Origin of the sequence: Vibrio kyushuensis, from assembly GCF_050337325.1 — a bacterium.
GTDB lineage: Bacteria > Pseudomonadota > Gammaproteobacteria > Enterobacterales > Vibrionaceae > Vibrio > Vibrio kyushuensis.
Genome location: NZ_JAKJSV010000002.1, coordinates 1,096,935 through 1,114,547, shown reverse-complemented (window position 1 = coordinate 1,114,547; position 17,613 = coordinate 1,096,935). Strand labels below are relative to the sequence as shown.

Annotated in this window: 13 protein-coding genes; 8 read left to right on the top strand and 5 right to left on the bottom strand. The window is 39.6% G+C overall.

Annotation, left to right across the window (positions count from 1 at the left end; all coding sequences use genetic code 11):
• The first annotated feature begins 143 nt into the window (after nt 1-143).
• Nucleotides 144-2,174 carry an ATP-binding response regulator gene (locus L4D20_RS04890; protein ID WP_428800422.1) on the top strand — a complete coding sequence of 677 codons (2,031 nt, stop codon included), beginning with the start codon at nt 144-146 and terminating at the stop codon, nt 2,172-2,174.
• A 66-nt stretch (nt 2,175-2,240) separates the two neighbouring features.
• Here L4D20_RS04890 and cqsA read toward each other — a convergent pair whose 3' ends face one another.
• Entirely contained in the window at nt 2,241-3,419 is a 1,179-nt protein-coding gene (gene cqsA, locus L4D20_RS04885) for an alpha-hydroxyketone-type quorum-sensing autoinducer synthase (protein WP_428800421.1), read from the bottom strand.
• Nucleotides 3,420-3,768: 349 nt separating this feature from the next.
• The gene (locus L4D20_RS04880) at nt 3,769-4,722 is read right to left on the bottom strand and encodes a TDT family transporter (protein ID WP_428800758.1); all 954 of its coding nucleotides are present in this window, start codon (nt 4,720-4,722) and stop codon (nt 3,769-3,771) included.
• A 605-nt stretch (nt 4,723-5,327) separates the two neighbouring features.
• Here L4D20_RS04880 and L4D20_RS04875 point away from each other — a divergent pair.
• Both L4D20_RS04875 and L4D20_RS04870 read left to right on the top strand, forming a co-directional pair.
• Nucleotides 5,328-6,311, top strand: a complete 984-nt coding sequence (locus L4D20_RS04875; protein ID WP_428800420.1) for a CobW family GTP-binding protein — start codon at nt 5,328-5,330, stop codon at nt 6,309-6,311.
• 328 nt (nt 6,312-6,639) lie between these two features.
• Complete coding sequence (locus L4D20_RS04870) at nt 6,640-8,892, top strand: methyl-accepting chemotaxis protein (RefSeq protein ID WP_428800419.1); 2,253 nt, start codon at nt 6,640-6,642, stop codon at nt 8,890-8,892.
• Nucleotides 8,893-9,025: 133 nt separating this feature from the next.
• Here the strand turns inward: L4D20_RS04870 and ylqF are convergent, their stop codons facing one another.
• The 3 genes from ylqF to L4D20_RS04855 all read right to left on the bottom strand — a co-directional run bounded on the left by ylqF (nt 9,026) and on the right by L4D20_RS04855 (nt 12,410).
• Nucleotides 9,026-9,970, bottom strand: coding sequence for a ribosome biogenesis GTPase YlqF (gene ylqF / locus L4D20_RS04865; protein WP_428800418.1), 945 nt, complete (start codon nt 9,968-9,970; stop codon nt 9,026-9,028).
• 405 nt (nt 9,971-10,375) lie between these two features.
• Nucleotides 10,376-11,404 carry a methionine synthase gene (locus L4D20_RS04860; protein ID WP_428800417.1) on the bottom strand — a complete coding sequence of 343 codons (1,029 nt, stop codon included), beginning with the start codon at nt 11,402-11,404 and terminating at the stop codon, nt 10,376-10,378.
• A gap of 28 nt (nt 11,405-11,432) precedes the next feature.
• The gene (locus L4D20_RS04855) at nt 11,433-12,410 is read right to left on the bottom strand and encodes a DUF1852 domain-containing protein (protein WP_428800416.1); all 978 of its coding nucleotides are present in this window, start codon (nt 12,408-12,410) and stop codon (nt 11,433-11,435) included.
• Between the two features lie 316 nt (nt 12,411-12,726).
• On the opposite strand from L4D20_RS04855, the gene L4D20_RS04850 reads away from it, so the two are divergent.
• The 5 genes from L4D20_RS04850 to L4D20_RS04830 all read left to right on the top strand — a co-directional run bounded on the left by L4D20_RS04850 (nt 12,727) and on the right by L4D20_RS04830 (nt 17,613).
• Nucleotides 12,727-13,536: a sulfite exporter TauE/SafE family protein gene (locus L4D20_RS04850; protein ID WP_428800415.1), complete on the top strand. Its 810-nt coding sequence runs from the start codon at nt 12,727-12,729 to the stop codon at nt 13,534-13,536.
• A 112-nt stretch (nt 13,537-13,648) separates the two neighbouring features.
• Nucleotides 13,649-14,446: a PhzF family phenazine biosynthesis protein gene (locus L4D20_RS04845; protein ID WP_428800414.1), complete on the top strand. Its 798-nt coding sequence runs from the start codon at nt 13,649-13,651 to the stop codon at nt 14,444-14,446.
• A gap of 160 nt (nt 14,447-14,606) precedes the next feature.
• Complete coding sequence (locus tag L4D20_RS04840) at nt 14,607-15,305, top strand: substrate-binding periplasmic protein (protein WP_428800413.1); 699 nt, start codon at nt 14,607-14,609, stop codon at nt 15,303-15,305.
• Between the two features lie 136 nt (nt 15,306-15,441).
• Nucleotides 15,442-15,843: a VF530 family protein gene (locus tag L4D20_RS04835; protein WP_428800412.1), complete on the top strand. Its 402-nt coding sequence runs from the start codon at nt 15,442-15,444 to the stop codon at nt 15,841-15,843.
• A gap of 315 nt (nt 15,844-16,158) precedes the next feature.
• Nucleotides 16,159-17,613: a phospholipase D family protein gene (locus L4D20_RS04830; RefSeq protein ID WP_428800757.1), complete on the top strand. Its 1,455-nt coding sequence runs from the start codon at nt 16,159-16,161 to the stop codon at nt 17,611-17,613.

Genomic DNA, 17,613 nt, shown 5'->3' with positions numbered 1-17,613 from the left:
TAATAGTCCAAGTGTTTTTAATAAGCTAACGTAATAACGAAGGGTGACAATTTTGTTCACCCATTGTTCTATTTGAAGATGAGATATACCGAACAAGCAAGTTTAAGAAATTGACGTCAAAGCATATCTACTAGGATGGTGACATGGCTGTAGTCAACAAAATATACAAGTATGCTGAGCCGAACTTAAGCATAGTAGGGTGGATGGGAGCTATTGGTTTTCCATCATATTACTATATTTGGACCTACGTGTTTCCCCAGCCTTATGAGAACCTACCATTTAGGTTGATGTGCGCTTTATCTTTATTCGCCCTTGCGCTAAGGGACTTTGCACCTAATTACCTTAAAAAATACCTTCCGCACTATTACCTGTTGTGCATTGCTTTGTGCTTACCTTTCTTTTTTTCATTTATGTTAATTATGAATGACTGGTCGAGCGTTTGGGTAATGTCGTTCATGGCGTCGATATTTCTACATATCCTGTTGGTTCATGAACCTAAAGTACTAATAGGGCAATGTATTACTTCAGTAGGCGCTGCGTTTGTTTTGAGTCATGTAATTACAGGGCAGTCAGAGTTTCATGATATTGATTGGTCTTATGTTCCCGTTTTCATTTTCACCTATCTATTTGGTAATTTATTTTACTTTAGAAATCAGTTAGAGCATGAGGCTAGAATTTCTTTAGCAAAATCGTTTGGTGCTGGCATAGCCCATGAAATGAGAAACCCGTTAAGTGCACTAAAAGCAACAGTCGATTTATTAAAAGGAACAATCGATAGAAACGTTTCTTCTGAAGTGACCTTGTCGAAAAGTGAATGTACAAAAATGAATGAGTTATTGGACGACGCTAATAGCATCATTCAAAATGGTAACGAAGCTATCGATTTGTTGCTGACTTCAATTGATCAGAATCGAGTATCGCGCTCAACCTTTATCAAACATCAAATTGATACTGTCCTAGCCGAAGCCATCAATAGCTATCCTTACAAATCGTTTAATGCGAAAGATGCCATTACTGTGACCAAAACAGAGTCATTTGATTATTTCGGTAGTGATACGTTACTTAAGTATGCTTTATATAACCTATTTAAGAATGCATTTTATTATCAGAGTGAATCGGACTTTAACCTCCATATTGAAATCGCTTGTGAAGAGACTACGAATACTTTACGAGTAAGAGATAATGGGCAAGGGATTGAAAATGGAAAAATTGAAGCGATATTTAATGACTTCTATACGTTCGGAAAGAATGGTAGTTATGGGCTAGGGCTTCCTTTCTGTCGAAGAGTGATGCGTTCTTTTGGTGGCGACATTGAGTGTAATTCTGAAGTCGGTGAATGGACTGAATTTATATTACGTTTTCCTAAGTATAAATCGACAAATGTCCAGAATATTAAGTTTGAATTAGTACGCAATAAGTCCATATTGTCTATTGGAACTGAGTTTGTCATTACTCGAAACTTGAACGAACACTCCTTTTATTTAGGTTATCAGCTCACCTCTGTCGGTATAGGCGAAGCGCTTGAATTAGAAGAGTATCAATTTGAATACGATTTGATTTTTATTGATCTTGATACCATCTCAGAGATAGATTTGAATTCACTCGAAGGAAAGCTGTGCTTTACCGAAGCAAAGATTATTTATCTATATCGTTCAGATAAGCAGTACCACACCAACTTCAATCGCTTTTTACAGTTCTCAGCAGTCAGCAAGTCAGATATGACTTACTCATTTACAGATACTTTGGATCAGTTAATTTTTGTAGATGGCTGCTGTGGAAGAAATATCATACCCAAGAAATCAATTTCCTATGACCGTAAAGTTCTTCTCGTTGACGATAACGACTCTTTCCGCTCTCTAACGTCGATTTTGCTATCTCAGCAAGGCTTTCAAGTAATTGAAGCACAAGATGGGAGTGAAGTTCTAGGATGTGTTGAAACAGAGGATATTGATGTCGTCATCATGGACATTGAAATGCCACATGTAAATGGTTTCGAAGCCACTAAGTTACTCCGTGAATCATTAATAGAACGGTCTGATATTCCGGTTATTGGGCATACAGGCGATAATAGCACTGAGTGTATAGAGCAGATGAAAAGTGTTGGAATGAATGATTATATTATAAAGCCTGCAACTAGTGAGGCTCTGTTGTCAAAATTAGAACATTATATATAATATGCGCTACTCAAAATAGCGCATTGAAATAGTAATCTGTACGTTACAATATTAGCTCGATATCCGCTAAATAAAATACAGTTCAGGGTGACTATAAGCTTTTTCGCATACGCTTAGAACATGAGATATTTCCTTATACTTCATGTTACTTTTGACCGACAAACGAATAATGTTTTTATTATCTGGTGTCGCTGGTGTACAGAACACGGAACCTAGTATCCCGTGACTTTCTAAGAAATCTCTTACTTTCATTGTATTAGATGAATCCCCGGTTTCTAGGGCAATTATTTGTGATTCACTGCGAATATTGAATCCAATCTTTTTTAATCCTTCAATCAAATCATGCGAATGACTAAACAGATTTGTTCTATCATTATCGCTAGATTTAATGATGCGAAGCGTTGCGCTAATTCGGTCTAACTCATTTGCCATCATTGCAGAGCTAAATATGGATGAATAAGCGGCGTAGGGCAGTGTTTCGCCAAATCGATTGTTACACCATATTCCCCCAGCTCTAAAAGCAAAGGTTTTGGCCAAACTAGCCGTTAAAAAATCAACTTGTGAAGATAAGTTTAACTCTTTCAATAATCCAGCCCCCTCAGGACCATGAGTACCCAATGAATGGGATTCATCGATTACTGTTGCACACTCATTTTGATTAGAAACTTCAACAATATCTACAAGCGGGGCGACAGTGCCCAATGTACTGTATATTGAATCAACGACAACAATACCTGGGCCGTGAGTTCGAATTAGGCGCTTTAAATGACGGGGGTTATTATGCATGAATGGGTGAATATTAGCCCCAGCGTAACGGGCACCTTCCCATAATGACATATGAGTAAAGAAATCAATGTAAACATGCGTTGAAGAGTTACATATTGTTTGCATTAGAGCGGTGTTTGCGATCCATCCAGACGGTACAATTGTGCAATGTTCGAAGCCGGTAAATTCCGCCATTTCGCTTTCAACTCGTTGAGTTATGCCATCGTTATGCAAAAACACATTGGACATGAAAGCATTATCAGTTGTAGAGATAAGAGACGTAACTTGTGTGTCGATAATCGCCGGATGGCTGCCTAAACTTAAGTAATCGTTACTTTGCAAAATCACATCGTTATGTTGTGGTTCTCTTCCTAAGACTAAGTTTCGGCCTCGATCTTTGGGGGAAATCAGATTATCGATGCTTTGTGATAATCGCTTAACCAGCACATCGGGTAACGATGATTTTGTCGTATATTTCATAGTCATACCTTTCTAATTGTAAATAGTTCAGTGCCAGCTGACAAAATATATATGACAGTAAAATATGAACTGGTCGACTACGAAATATCTATTTTTTAGTTAAGGTTACAAATAAAAATATATCATCAATACAAAAGGATACAGATCCGTACCATCACGAAGTCTAATCTATTTTTAATTATGACCAATATTATTATAAGTGTATTAAATTTTTGCATTGAATTGATTGTAAATAAAGGAAGGCAATTTTAGAGCGCTAGTTAATGAGTAATTTGTTAATAGGGTTGTAGGGTGGAAAAATAAGGAGGGCGGAACCCCTACCTTATTCCTTAAAGGGTGAATATAGAGCCTAGTTATTTTTGCCTAATGTAGGCCAATACATTTTCACATAACGGATAGAAACCCAAATAACTAGCCCGGTGGATATCGTCAGCTCTAATAAACCAAACTTATGTAACCAGTGCCAGTGAGGGTGAAATTCTTCAAAGAAGTCAGTGAGTCGGTACATGGCAACAGAGCTTATTACCGAAGGGAACGTTAGTGCAGCTATCGATGGGCGAAACTGAAGACGTACCAAACGGAAGTAACAAAGGTAAATAAATAAGGTCATGGTGACCGCAATACCAGCTAGAGCCCCTGTTAAAATTGGATCAGGGTCAGGGAAGTTAACCAAATAACTGGCTAACGTTAAGTTAATTGGTGCAGCCATAATTGCCAAAGTTGGTTTTGCTCTAATAGAAAGCGCACCTTCAAAAACTAATCGATACAATACCAGTGGTAGCATGAAAAAGTAGATGGCAATACAGGTATTCACAAGGGTTGACGAAAAGACATTGTATCCAAACTGTGTACCAGCCAATGAACTGCTGATTAGTCCCACAGGGTAGAGAAACCAACTGGGTACTACATTAGACATCTTAAAGTTTGAGAGTTGAAAACTGAAAAATAATGTCATCATCGTTAAGTGCAGCGTCAGCGCTGCAAACCAGATAGGGTATGCAATGATGGGAGATATTGCTGCTAGATAGTCGCAGAGTATCAGCAGAGACATGCTAATAGGCGCCATTAAACTGCCGCTTAAAGGGTGTCGTAAGTCGCTAATGAACAGCCTATGATTTGTAAGATATTTCAATAACACAGGAAAAAGAAGAAGCGCACCTAGCCCGGCTAGGTAGGGTCTAATCAGATCCCCGAATACTGGTATATATAGGTCCCATGCTTGGCCTAAACCAATCATGCCTAATGCCAATGAAGCTTGTGATGGGGGCACACTGCTAAATTGGGTGAATCTCTTCCAGTTCAACGCTTTACTCCGTTTGGGAATGATGAAAATTGAGCCAATGGATAGGGGCTTTAAGGTGCGCATAATAACAACCTAATAGGCTTAGATGCAATCAACGGAAATAGATTATGGCACCTTAAAGCTATTATTTTCTTAGTCCTGTAATCTAAGTAGGTTTGTACTGATGGCATTGGTGGTGATACTGAAAATTACACTACCTAAAGATGCAAAATAAGTTACTCAAAATAGCTGCTCTATCGATATTATTTTTACGTTAATAAATAGTATTTGAAATTGAGATCTAGCTCACGAACGTCACTTGTAATTGTCAGGATCTAAGCCATAGTTAATATGTAAGGCATTCTGAACTACCGACTCGCATGGAGGATAATTAGGGCCTTACATACAATTTGGATGGATTCAAAGTAACAAATTTGTAGATCCTCGCACAAGTTCAAGTCGCAACATCAGTCGGCTTGATTCGCGAACTCACGATTGAGTAGCGAGGGATAGGGCGCGCTCACAGTAGTGCGCCTTTCGTCGTTTATAAACTAGTGAAGTTTACATTCAATAATTTTCAATTCTCGATATACTCTTCAAAATTATTCCTGCGTTAAGGCTATTCAATGGAAAAGCGAATCCCAACAAATATTATAACTGGCTTTCTCGGAGTCGGTAAAACCACGACGATTCTGAATTTGCTAAAAAATAAGCCGGAGAATGAAAAGTGGGCGGTATTGGTTAATGAATTTGGTGAGATAGGCATTGATGGTGCTATTTTAACTGAACAAGGAGCTTTAATTAAGGAAGTCCCAGGTGGTTGTATGTGCTGCACTGCTGGGGTTCCTATGTCTGTAGGTATCAATACCTTACTACGTACAAAGCCCGACCGGTTACTGATTGAACCGACAGGGCTTGGTCACCCTAAAAAAGTCGTCGCAACCCTAATTTCGCCGCAGTATCAAAATTATGTGGATTTAAAAGCGACGATAGCCTTAGTTGATCCAAGAAACTTACAGAATACTAAGTATTTAGATAATCAGAACTTTAATGATCAATTGGATACCGCAGATGTAGTCATTGGAAACAAAGTCGACCAATGTAATGTTTCTGATATTGACGCGTTTAATGACTGGATTACCGATCAAAACCCACCCAAAACGTTCAGTAAGCTTGTTAAGCATGGCGATCTACCGCTAGAAGTCCTTGATAATGTTAGATTGCAATCAAGCGCTTCAGCTCAGATTGAAGAGCATCATCATCAACACGCTGAAATGGAACCTCAATTCCAACTTCCTCCTGGTCAAGCTTATATAAGAAAAGAGAACAAAGGTCAGGGTTATTTTAGCTGTGGTTGGCTGTTTGGGGCTGAGCATAAATTTGATTTCGACGAGATTTTCTCAATGTTTAGTGCGTTAACTGCCGAGCGTGTTAAGGCCGTAGTTAACACGGATCAAGGTTGTTTCGCGTTCAATTCGGCGAATGGAGTTGTTTCTGTGAACGAGATTTCTTTGGATGGGTTTGAGTCTCGTATTGAAGTGATTGACTCACAACCTCTTCCTTGGGATCAACTTGAAGGTGTACTCATAAAATTAGCAAATATTGAGTAGTTAACCCCTACATTACGATACAATAACCACATTGCAATTGTGTTTTATTAATGAAACACTCAACAAGAACCGTCACTGTTAATTGATCTAGGTCAAAAATACAGAGGCGGTTTTTTTATGCAACCAGTTCTCTACTACGATTAGTGAGTCAGTAATAAATAAGTGACAATAAAGTCACTAAAAAGGCTAGGTGCGCTAAGCACCCAAACAACTTACGTCATCGTGTCTGCGCTATTTTTCAGAAATGATACGTAACCGTCAGTCTACCTATCATTTAAAGCTTTGAATGTTAGTGATAGGCAATACCTCGTTGATTGGGAAGGTAACCATGTCATTAAAATATAAACTGCTGATAACGTTACTCGTTATCGGTCTAACTCCTGCTATTATTATTTCAGCTTGGTCACTAAATGTGGCTAATAGCAATTTCGAAAAGCAAACGTTTAGTCAATTGATAGCGTTAAGAGAGGTGAAGAAATCGGCCGTAATTGAATATCTAAATACCAGAGTAGAACAAGCAAATTCATTAGCAAATAATCAATCGATCATTGATGCTACAACAGCATTTACAAACGCATTTCATCAAATTTCTTTAGACAGTAACAATACGTCTGAGGCAGACATTGATCGTACACTTTCTAACTACTATCAAGAAAACTTCATATCGACACTAACAGAGAAATCGCCAGCCACTAAAGGTGAGGTAACCTCGCTGCAACTTACTAGAGACATTAGTTCTAGCGGGAAACTGCTTCAGCTTGATTATATAGTAAATAACCAAGCGCAAGTTGGTAACAAAGATAGCCAAATTCGCTCTAGTAGAAACTCTATTTACGATGATGTGCATGAAAGTATTCATCCGTATTTAAAAGACTTGCTAGATAGGTTTGGTTATTACGACATCTTCTTGTTAGATATCGATAGCGGAAATATTATCTACTCGGTATTTAAAGAGGTCGATTATGGGACATCGATGATTGATGGTCCTTATGCAAATAGTGGTTTGGCAAAAGCGTTTAAAGAGGCGAAATCAGCCAGTAGAACTCAAGGAGCCTCATTAGTAGACTTCACACCATATCTTCCTTCGTATAACGCTCCTGCTGGCTTTATTGCCGTTCCAGTTTTCGATAAAGGAATTAAAGTAGGAGTGTTGGCGTTTCAGTTTCCTATCGATCGTTTAAATATGATTATGTCTGAAAGATCCGGCTTAGGAGAAACGGGCGAAACGTATCTCGTTGGTGGCGATAAGTTAATGCGCTCGGACTCTTTTTTAGACCCGACGAATAGAAGTGTTAACGCCTCGTTTGCAAGACCGGAAACGGGCCGTGTAAATACGGATTCAGTAAGAAAAGCACTGAATGGTGAGTCAGGTATCGGCGCTATATTCGATTACAATGAAACGTTAGTTCTTTCCGCTTACGAGCCTTTAAGCGTACATGGCTTAAATTGGGCGATCATTACTGAAATTGATGAACAAGAAGCGTGCGCTGCATTCTATGAGTTACGCGACATTATGCTTACGTTGAGTGGCATAGTCGTTCTATGCATATTCGCAGTAGCGACCTTTATTACCAAGAGCATAATGAAACCATTAGGCGGCGAACCAAGTGCGATGCAACGTATAGCGAGTAATATTGCCAATGGCGATCTTTCAGAAGAGCTTGAAATTCATGAGTCTGCTGGTGGTGTTTACCTATCGATGCACCAAATGGCAACAAGTTTGAAAGAGATGTTGATTAAGATCTCTGATGCTGCTCTACAGCAGTCAACCGCTTCTCAGCAATTGATGGAAGTAACGAGTGACACTGACCGAAGTGTCAATCAACAACGACAAAGTACCGATCAAGTCGCCAATGCAATGAATGAGTTATCTTCAACAGTAGCTGAGGTGACAAAAAGCACAAATGAAGCAGCGGAAGCCGCCGTTTTGGCACAGGAAAAAGTCACCACTAGCTATAGACAAGTCACCAACGTATCAGGTGAGATCCGTCAACTATCTGATGGGTTAAATAACTCCCGTGAAAAGATCACTCGCTTGAATAGCAGCGCTGATAATATTTCGAACATATTGACGACCATTACTTCAATTTCTGAGCGTACAAATCTACTGGCACTAAATGCTGCAATTGAAGCGGCAAGAGCAGGAGAGCAAGGAAGAGGTTTTGCTGTCGTTGCTGATGAGGTTCGCTCACTCGCTTCAAGTACGAAGGAATCCAGTGAAGAAGTCTCACAAATGATAGAGGTATTGCAACGTGATGCCATAGAAACGAAAGAGGTTATGGAACATGGCATTGAGCACGCTGAACATGTTGCTGATTACGCCTTAAAAACAACAGAATCGCTCAAAGTGGCGTCTGAATCCGTGGATGTTATAGCCGATATCACAACACAGATAGCAACGGTTGCAGAAGAACAGCACAGTGTGACTGAGGAGATAAATCGAAATATCCAAGAGATAAGCTTGATGTCGATTGAAGCTGAACGTTCAGTACACCAGATATCAGAATCGAGTGGGCAACTTGATGAGCTTTCAAACTCTTTAGAGGCAATGGTAGGCGAGTTTAAGGTTGCATCAACCTAAGAATCTTTTCAACTAAAGGTTTGTTTTCAGCTATAGCAACTTAAAAACAGGAAAAAAAAGATACCCTCGAATTGATGGTATCTTTTTTTGTTTCTGAATTTAGTCATTGCCAGAGCTGGGGTATTTCGAACTATTAGCGTTTGTTTCTCAAATAACGTTTACGGCGTTCTTCTTTCTTCTTAATCTGTTGTTCCGCTTTTTTAGCAGCAGCAATTTCAACTTCGACTAGCTCTTCGGTGATCATTTCTGGTAATTCAAGAGTAACCTGACCAAGTGTACCGCTACGAAGCTCATGAAGAAGGATTTCTGATGCCTTATGTAAATCAACACGTCCGCCAGAACGCAAAGCGCCACGCTTGCGACCAATTTCTTCCATGAGCTCAACATCAGACTCTGGCAGTTCATCGATCATATAACGCTCTTTAAGCTTTTCAGGGTACTGTTTAGCTAAGTACTCAACCGTGTAAAAAGCGACTTCGTCATATTCCATTGCTGTGTCTTTAACCGCGCCAGTTGCTGCTAAGCGGAACCCACTATGAGGGTTTTCTACTTTTGGCCACAGAACCCCCGGGGTATCTGAAAGCACAACGCCATTTTGCAGATTGATACGCTGTTGACGACGCGTTACAGCAGGCTGGTTGCCTGTAACTGCGATTGTTTTACCCGCAAGGCAATTGATGATGGTCGATTTACCCACATTAGGGATGCCCATGATCATGGTACGGATGTTCTTGCCAATTGTTTCACGGTGAGGTGCAAGCTTACGACAAACATCCATGACCATAGCCACTTCATGAGAGTGCGCAGTAGTAATTGCAATTGCTCTAACACCTTGTTCTTTCTCAAGATGTTCGATCCATAGCTTTGTGAGTTCAGGATCGGCTAAGTCTCTTTTGTTCAGTACTTTTACAACTGGTGTGTCGCCACGTAATTTTGAAATTACCGGGTTTTCACTACTAAATGGTATACGAGCATCAAGAACTTCAATAATGACATCGACTTGAGGGATCGCTTCTTCAATTTCTTTAAGGGCTTTGTGCATATGCCCAGGGAACCATTGTATTGCGTTGTTAACCATTTGAATATATTGCCTTTGTTGTGAAAACTAGAGTTATGGATTACATAGTGGGGAACATAAAACTAGCGCTGTTCTGATTGGAACTGATGGCCATATTGTACGTTATAAACGAGTCGTTATCTATTAGTTAGGAAAGGGACTAGGCAAGTCGTAGGACTTTGGCGTTTGCTATGTAAGCGTTAACCATTTGAGAACGAATCTAGGTTATTCGTTAGGTGGAAGTATGGTAGTGAAAAGTTGATCAACCTATTGTTCGAAAGGGAATTGGTTACTATATTCAGTTTTTTGTTTTTTGTGCTCAGCCTAATGACTGAGCACTTTGGTCGAAAACAACTTTCTATGGTCAATTGAAGATTATTCCTTAGAACGTACTAGTTTCCTCCAGTTTTATATTATCGGTTAGTACTAAATCGAAAGTTCTCTTCGAATGATTTCTGCTCCTGCACTTAAAGCACTTAACTTACCTTTTGCTACATGACGAGATAAAGGTGCCAAGCCACAATTGGTGCTCGGATAAATTTTGTCAGCGTCAACATATTTAAGTGCTTCTCGTAGGGTATTAGCGACTTCCTCTGGCGTCTCAATAGTATTGGTTGCGACATCAATAGCACCTACCATTACCTTTTTACCGCGAATAAGTTCTAGTAGTTCAATTGGAACACGAGAGTTATGACATTCTAATGAGATAATATCGATATTAGATTTTTGGAGTTTGGGAAACACTTCTTCGTATTGTCTCCATTCTGACCCCAAAGTCTTTTTCCAATCGGTATTGGCTTTAATGCCGTACCCATAGCAAATATGTACCGCAGTTTCGCATTTTAGGCCTTCTATCGCTCTTTCCAAACAAGCGATACCCCAATCATTGACTTCATCAAAAAATACATTAAAAGCAGGTTCATCAAATTGGATTATATCAACCCCTGCAGCTTCTAATTCCTTTGCTTCTTGGTTGAGGATTTTGGCAAATTCCCACGCGAGTTTTTCACGACTTTTATAATGGTCATCATAAAGAGTATCGATCATCGTCATTGGGCCAGGTAGGGCCCATTTAATGGGTTTATTGGTTTGCTTACGCAAAAACTTAGCGTCTTCAACAAAAACGGGTTTTTGGCGAGAAACGGGGCCAACTACGGTAGGTACACTCGCGTCATAGCGGTCACGAATTTTAACGGTTTTTCGTTGTTCAAAATCAACGCCGCTCAAGTGCTCAATAAACGTAGTAACAAAGTGTTGGCGCGTTTGCTCACCATCACTAACAATATCGACGCCAGATTGTTCTTGTTCTTGAAAAGACAAACGTAACGCATCATGTTTACCGTCTATTAATTCCTTACCTTGTAATTTCCAAGGTGACCAAAGTGTTTCAGGCTCTGCGAGCCAAGAGGGCTTAGGTAAACTGCCTGCCGTTGAAGTAGGTAATAATGTTTTCATAATCAATGCCGTCATATTATTTAGTTAGTTAAAGAGTGTAATTGGCAGACCACTGCTCAAGTACAGTTTGGTATGGTTTGATGAAGTGCTCTTCAGCAAACTTTCCTTGCTCAATAGCTAACTGGCTACGCTCTTCTCGGTCATAAACAATTTGAGTTAATGAGTGATCCAAACTCTTCAAACTTGGTTTATAGCATTTACCCGCAATTGCGTTCGCATTGTAAATTTCAGGGCGGTATATTTTTTGAAATGTACCCATGGTGCTTATGGTGCTGATGAGTTCAAGGTTAGAGTAATCATTAAGTAAATCACCAAAGAAATAAAAGGCTAATGGTGCAACACTATTTGGCGGCATGAAATAGCGAACCTGTAAGCCCATTTTATTAAAATATTGCTCAGTTAAAGACGATTCGTTTGGTTCATATTCAAAACCTAACACTGGGTGTTGGTTTTCCGTTCTGCTATAAACTTTGTTATCTGAAACACTGAGACAGATAACAGGTAACTTTTGAAAGTGCTGCTGGTATGTTTTAGAGTTCACGAAATATTGGAAGAGCTTTCCATGTAGGTCGCCAAAATTATCTGGAATGCTAAATTGAGATTGATCCTTATTATGCTCAAGTAGTAATACACTAAAATCATAATCTCGAATGTAAGAGGAGAAATTATTCCCTAAAATACCTTCAATACGTTTGTTCGTTTTATGATCGACAATATTGGTTTTCAATACTTCAATCGAAGGGAATGCTTGCTCACTGCTTTCAATGTCCATATCAACGGATATAATATCAAGCTCGACCGAATAACGATCTCCCTTTGGGTTATCCCAGTGCGCTAAGGCATTGAAACTGTTGTCTATCATCTTTAGGGCATTACGCAAGTTCTCTTGACGACTAACGCCTCTAGCTAAATTAGCGAAATTCGTTGTAATACGAGTGCTGTCTGACGGATGATAATTTTCATCGAGACTAAGGCTCTTAACTGTAAATGTAAAATCTTTGTTCATGGTGATTTGTATCCTATATCCTAGATGAAAGCTGAGTTTTTCATTACTCTTGCAGGGATTAATGATTATTTTTTATTTCCCCAGTTTGTATTACCACTGCCTTTATTATTTATTCCTAAAGATCCAAAACGGTGGTTAAGAGCAGAGTGTTATTTATAACGCTTATCGGCACTTGATTAATAATGGATTTACTTCACATTCAACATGAGAAATATTCATGTTTCATTCTATTTTAAATCGTTATATTACTTGGACCAATTCGAACATGACTAATTTACATAGCATGTTTATCCATATTATTAACAAGGTTTATTAAGTGAGTGATTTACTGTTATTAGTTATTTATTGCGCATTGCTAGGCAGTGGCGTTGGTTTTTTGGCTGGGCTGTTAGGGATTGGTGGGGGGTTAGTGATTGTCCCTATCCTCAGCAGTATATTGCTTCACTTTGAAGTTTTACCATCAGAGCAGGTGGTCGTCGCAGCAATTGCAACGTCTTTGGCTTCGATTTTATTTACATCAACGTCTTCAGCAATCGCTCATCACAAAAATGGTAATGTGCCATGGGAAATAGCCCCTTGGATCATGACAGGCGTTGCCCTAGGTGCGCTTGTCAGTGGCTTTATGGCGGCATTGTTACCAGAGCTGGTTGTTCGTATGGTCTTCGCTGTAAGCGTTGTCCTTATCGCATTGAAGATGTTCTTAAGCAGTAAAAATGAGTCACCGAAAGAGCGCCAGCTGCCACATAAAGGTTTGTTAACTATTCTGACTACGATTACTGGAGGGCTGTCTGCCATGATAGGTATTGGTGGTGGTGCGCTCTTGGTGCCTTTGTTGACGTTTTTCTCACTCGATATGAAAAAAGCGATCGGTTGTGCCTCAGCTTGCGGAATTGTCATCGCACTATTTGGCTCTATCGGTTACATAAGCTCAGGTAGCAGTCATTTTTCATTAGACGATGGTTTTGCTGGGTTTGTATATTTGCCCGCTTTATTAGGTATTGTGAGTACTTCTTGGTTCACGGCGCCTATGGGAGCAAAATCTACGCAGACTTTACCTGTTCCAACGATAAAGAAAATCTTTGCAGTGTTATTGTTAGCCATGGCTGTAAATATGATGAGTAACTAAGAAATGCGTTGGTTGTTTCTATAAATAGAATCCTATACATCGCACCGGTGTTCTGTGATATTAAATTGTACTAATAATAGTCAAGCGATAATCTTATAGGGACAAGTCCAATATGGAAAAAGAGTTAGATATCTTCGTTGTAGATGCTTTTACAGATGAAAAATTTAAAGGGAACTCAGCAGCGGTTGTGCCGTTGGTGGAATGGTTAGATCCAATACTGATGCAAAATATTGCGGCTGAAAATAACCTTTCTGAAACAGCATTTGTAAAAAAATTGGCTGATAACAAATATCAGATTCGCTGGTTCTCACCGCTTACGGAAATTGATTTTTGTGGCCATGCAACCCTTGCTTCTTCGTTTGTGCTATTCAACTATTACTCTTGTATCGGTGAAATAGAGTTTGAAACTTTGTATGTAGGCAACCTAACCGTCGTTCAACAGCAAGATGGACGTATCGAAATGAACTTCCCTAAGCAAGAGTTAGAGCCTGTATTGATTTGCCCTGATGAGTTACTAAAAGGACTATCAATTAAACCCGTTAAAGTGCTTAAGAATCGTCAGGCCTATGTGGCGGTGATGGCATCGGAAGAAGATGTTGGTAAAGTAGAATACGATACAGGACAACTAAAACAACTAGCGCCATTTGATGTTTCAGTTACAGCAAAATCAAAAGAGTATGACTTTGTTTCTCGTTATTTTTGGCCTGCAAATGGTGGAGATGAAGATCCGGTTACAGGATCGATGCATACTGGGCTTGCTCCGTATTGGTCAGAGGTACTAAAAAGGAATGATCTAGTAGCCTATCAAGCATCAAAACGAGGTGGAGTGCTTTATTGTGAAGTTGCTGATGAGAGAGTCATGGTCTCAGGTTATGGTGTTCTGTATTTGAAAGGAAAAATCGTTATTTGAGTGCGTTCTAAAGCCTAATCGGTACTATTTTTAACTAAGTTGTTCAGGTGATAAATTCGGCCGTTAGTAATAAGCAAATCGAAAAGAATACAAAACATGATCTGATTTGTTCATTCATTCCTATACTTAGATTAAGTTTGGAATGACAAGTAAGAACACTATGTTAAAACGAATTGGTCCTTTTATTGGCTTATGTACTGCAGTTCTCTTTTCATTTTCATCTAGTGCCCAATACAACATGCACTTCTTCGTACCTGATTTTCCTCCTTATACAACCGTTAATTCTGAAGGTGTTCCAGTAGGTATAGGCATCGATAAAATGGACTTAGTGCTTGATTCTATCGATGTTAAATACAGTATCGAAGTTGGGTCTAATCACGGCAGGGCTCTAAAAGAGTTAAGGCGTGGGCGGTCTGATGGTTTCTATATGGCGTCTAAAAATGACGAACGAGACAGATACGCTGTATTTTCAGAGTCATTGATGATCAATCGCTGGGTATGGGTGGTACTAATGGAAGGCAGTGAGAACCTTCGCCCGAAAAGCCTCGCTTTCAAAACTGATGCGAAAGTGATGAGCTTGCTCAATACCAATACCAGTTATTGGTTGTTACGCAATGAGTACAAAGCGTTACCTCCTGCAGCAGATATAAAATCATTAGTCACTGCGTTGGACGAAAAAGAGGTAGATGCAATTTTTGTAGCAGAAGTCGTTTTTAGCCATTTAGCTGAAGGATCAAACAAATACAAAATCATATTAGAAAAGGAGAAGGAGTTTGGCATATATGTGTCGAATGATTTTGTAGAAGAGAATCCAATGTTTATGTTTGAGCTTAACAGTGCGATTCGTGAGCATAGGTAGTTCAAAAGTCACGCATATCGAGGGCATCTCATATCTTCACTCGTTTAGGAGAGAATTGAATGTCGATAATAGTTAGATTCAGATCTAATTACGCGTATAATCGCGAAGATCTCACCATATTATCAATAGGGCAAACATGTTAGAAGAGCAACAAAACAATCCATTACACGGTCTTAAACTAGAACAACTCTTAACTGAGCTTGTTGACTTCTATGGGTGGGATATTCTTGATGCCGCGATGCGTTTCAACTGTTTCAATACTAATCCATCTATCGCTAGTAGTTTGAAATATTTACGTAAAACAGAGTGGGCGCGTGAGAAACTTGAAAACTTCTACTTGTCACGATTTAAGCGCATGCCAAAAGCGAGTGATGAGCAATACCAGCTTCCGCCACGTCAAAGAACTTATGCAGTAGGTGTTATTCCCCGCGATCCTATGCCCCTAACGGTTGAATCTATTCTTAATTCACAAGCGAAGGCTGCTTCTTCTCATAAAGCGCGTGCTGCAGGTGGCGGTCGATATAATCGTCGTTCATAATATTTTGTAAAACCACGTTAATTTTTTGACGTGGTACTAAACACCCAGTTTCTATATTTTCGGCTGCCTGAGAGTTTACAACTCTTGGGCAGTTTTGTTTTTACTCTTCTTGAACTATCCATCTTTCACATCTAATAGCATTCCTACTTGGTTAATATAAAAAACTAACCTGTTGAAATATGCAATAATCCTTATATTGAATAATGTTTTACTTACATTGGTAAGTGTATAGGTTTGTTAGTGTTGGAAGTTCGAAAACCAAATCGATTGATAGTGAGTATTTTACTACTAGTTACTTTATACGGTTGTAGCTCAATGAGTTATGTAGACAGAGATCAGCCGAAAACAGTCACTCACCACTTTGGTTATCAAGAAAGTTCTCCTCTCCATGATATATTCAACCAAACTAGCTTTGATACTGATGTATTTACGGGCTTCTTCCCTCTGACGCGTGGTCACGATGCACTTCTAGCAAGATTAGCTCTAATTGAAAATGCTCAAAAGAGTATTGATGTTCAGTACTATATATACCGAGACGATGAGACCAGTCAGTTACTTACATGGCGTCTGTACGAAGCAGCGGAGAGAGGAGTAAGGGTCAGAATTCTTTTGGATGATATGCAAAGTCGTAATGATAGAGGAATGGCGACAGTTGATGCCCATCCTAATATTCAAGTTCGTTTGTTTAACCCTCACCAATATCGAACGGCTAGAGGTTTGGCGTTCGTGTCGGATTTTGATCGTTTGAATCGCCGTATGCACAACAAGTCACTCACAGTAGACTCCGTTAATACTATTGTTGGTGGGCGGAACATAGGTAATGAATATTTTTCGTTTGAATCCAGCGTAGAATTCGGTGATTTTGATCTGCTGCTTTATGGTAATACGGTAGAAGAGACTGCGAACCAGTTTGATATTTATTGGAATAGCATTTACGCAACGCCAATGAAGTGGATTTACCCAGATGCACAAGTACTGTCAGCGGAAGCCGTTGATCAGATTCTTGAAGAGAAGCAGCTAGAATCGAAGTTTACCTCAGGAATGTATAACTTTACGAAACTTCCTTTGTATCAACAGTTACTTGACCGTGACTTTACGCTTTATTGGGGCCCAGGGAAGCTATGGTATGACTCTCCAGATAAAGTGTCGGGTGAAGACAGCTTGCTGGTGGATAATTTAATTGAGTTACTTAACAGAGTAGAGCACTCATTGGTGCTGATTACACCGTATTTCGTTCCTACAAAAGAAGGGACAGAAAAGCTCGTTGAAGCGGTACAGTCGGGAAAGAAAATCACCGTCATTACCAATACGCTCGCTTCTAATGACGTGTTTGCCGTTCACGGTTGGTATGCAAAATACAGGAAAGAGCTAGTTGAAGGTGGTGTTGAACTTTGGGAAGTGAAGGCGAGTGCCGATATTGAGAATAAATGGACAATTACCGGTAGCAGTCGCTCAAGCTTACATGCTAAAGCCATGTTATTCGATAACAACAAGATTTTTGTGGGATCGTTGAATTGGGACCCTCGCTCTGCAAACCTAAATACGGAAATGGCGGTTGTTATTGAGCACGAAGAGTACGTTCGAAAATCGCTTGCCCAGATAGCACAACGATTGGAAATGAATGCATACAAAGTCGTTATTCATGACGGTAATGTCGCTTGGTATGATCCTTCAAATAGCTTAACGTTAACGACTGAACCAGAAGCGAGCGTATGGCGAAGAATGGGCGCGTGGTTATCTGGGTTGCTGCCCATTGAAGATCAGCTATAA

Excerpts from the sequence above, each read along its gene's own strand:
- L4D20_RS04870 (WP_428800419.1), top strand. The coding sequence starts at position 6,640 with ATGTCATTAAAATATAAACTGCTGATAACGTTACTCGTTATCGGTCTA.
- cqsA (WP_428800421.1), bottom strand. The coding sequence starts at position 3,419 with ATGAAATATACGACAAAATCATCGTTACCCGATGTGCTGGTTAAGCGA.
- L4D20_RS04860 (WP_428800417.1), bottom strand. The coding sequence starts at position 11,404 with ATGAAAACATTATTACCTACTTCAACGGCAGGCAGTTTACCTAAGCCC.
- ylqF (WP_428800418.1), bottom strand. The coding sequence starts at position 9,970 with ATGGTTAACAACGCAATACAATGGTTCCCTGGGCATATGCACAAAGCC.
- L4D20_RS04840 (WP_428800413.1), top strand. The coding sequence starts at position 14,607 with ATGTTAAAACGAATTGGTCCTTTTATTGGCTTATGTACTGCAGTTCTC.
- L4D20_RS04890 (WP_428800422.1), top strand. The coding sequence starts at position 144 with ATGGCTGTAGTCAACAAAATATACAAGTATGCTGAGCCGAACTTAAGC.
- L4D20_RS04845 (WP_428800414.1), top strand. The coding sequence starts at position 13,649 with ATGGAAAAAGAGTTAGATATCTTCGTTGTAGATGCTTTTACAGATGAA.
- L4D20_RS04835 (WP_428800412.1), top strand. The coding sequence starts at position 15,442 with ATGTTAGAAGAGCAACAAAACAATCCATTACACGGTCTTAAACTAGAA.
- L4D20_RS04855 (WP_428800416.1), bottom strand. The coding sequence starts at position 12,410 with ATGAACAAAGATTTTACATTTACAGTTAAGAGCCTTAGTCTCGATGAA.
- L4D20_RS04875 (WP_428800420.1), top strand. The coding sequence starts at position 5,328 with ATGGAAAAGCGAATCCCAACAAATATTATAACTGGCTTTCTCGGAGTC.
- L4D20_RS04830 (WP_428800757.1), top strand. The coding sequence starts at position 16,159 with ATGAGTTATGTAGACAGAGATCAGCCGAAAACAGTCACTCACCACTTT.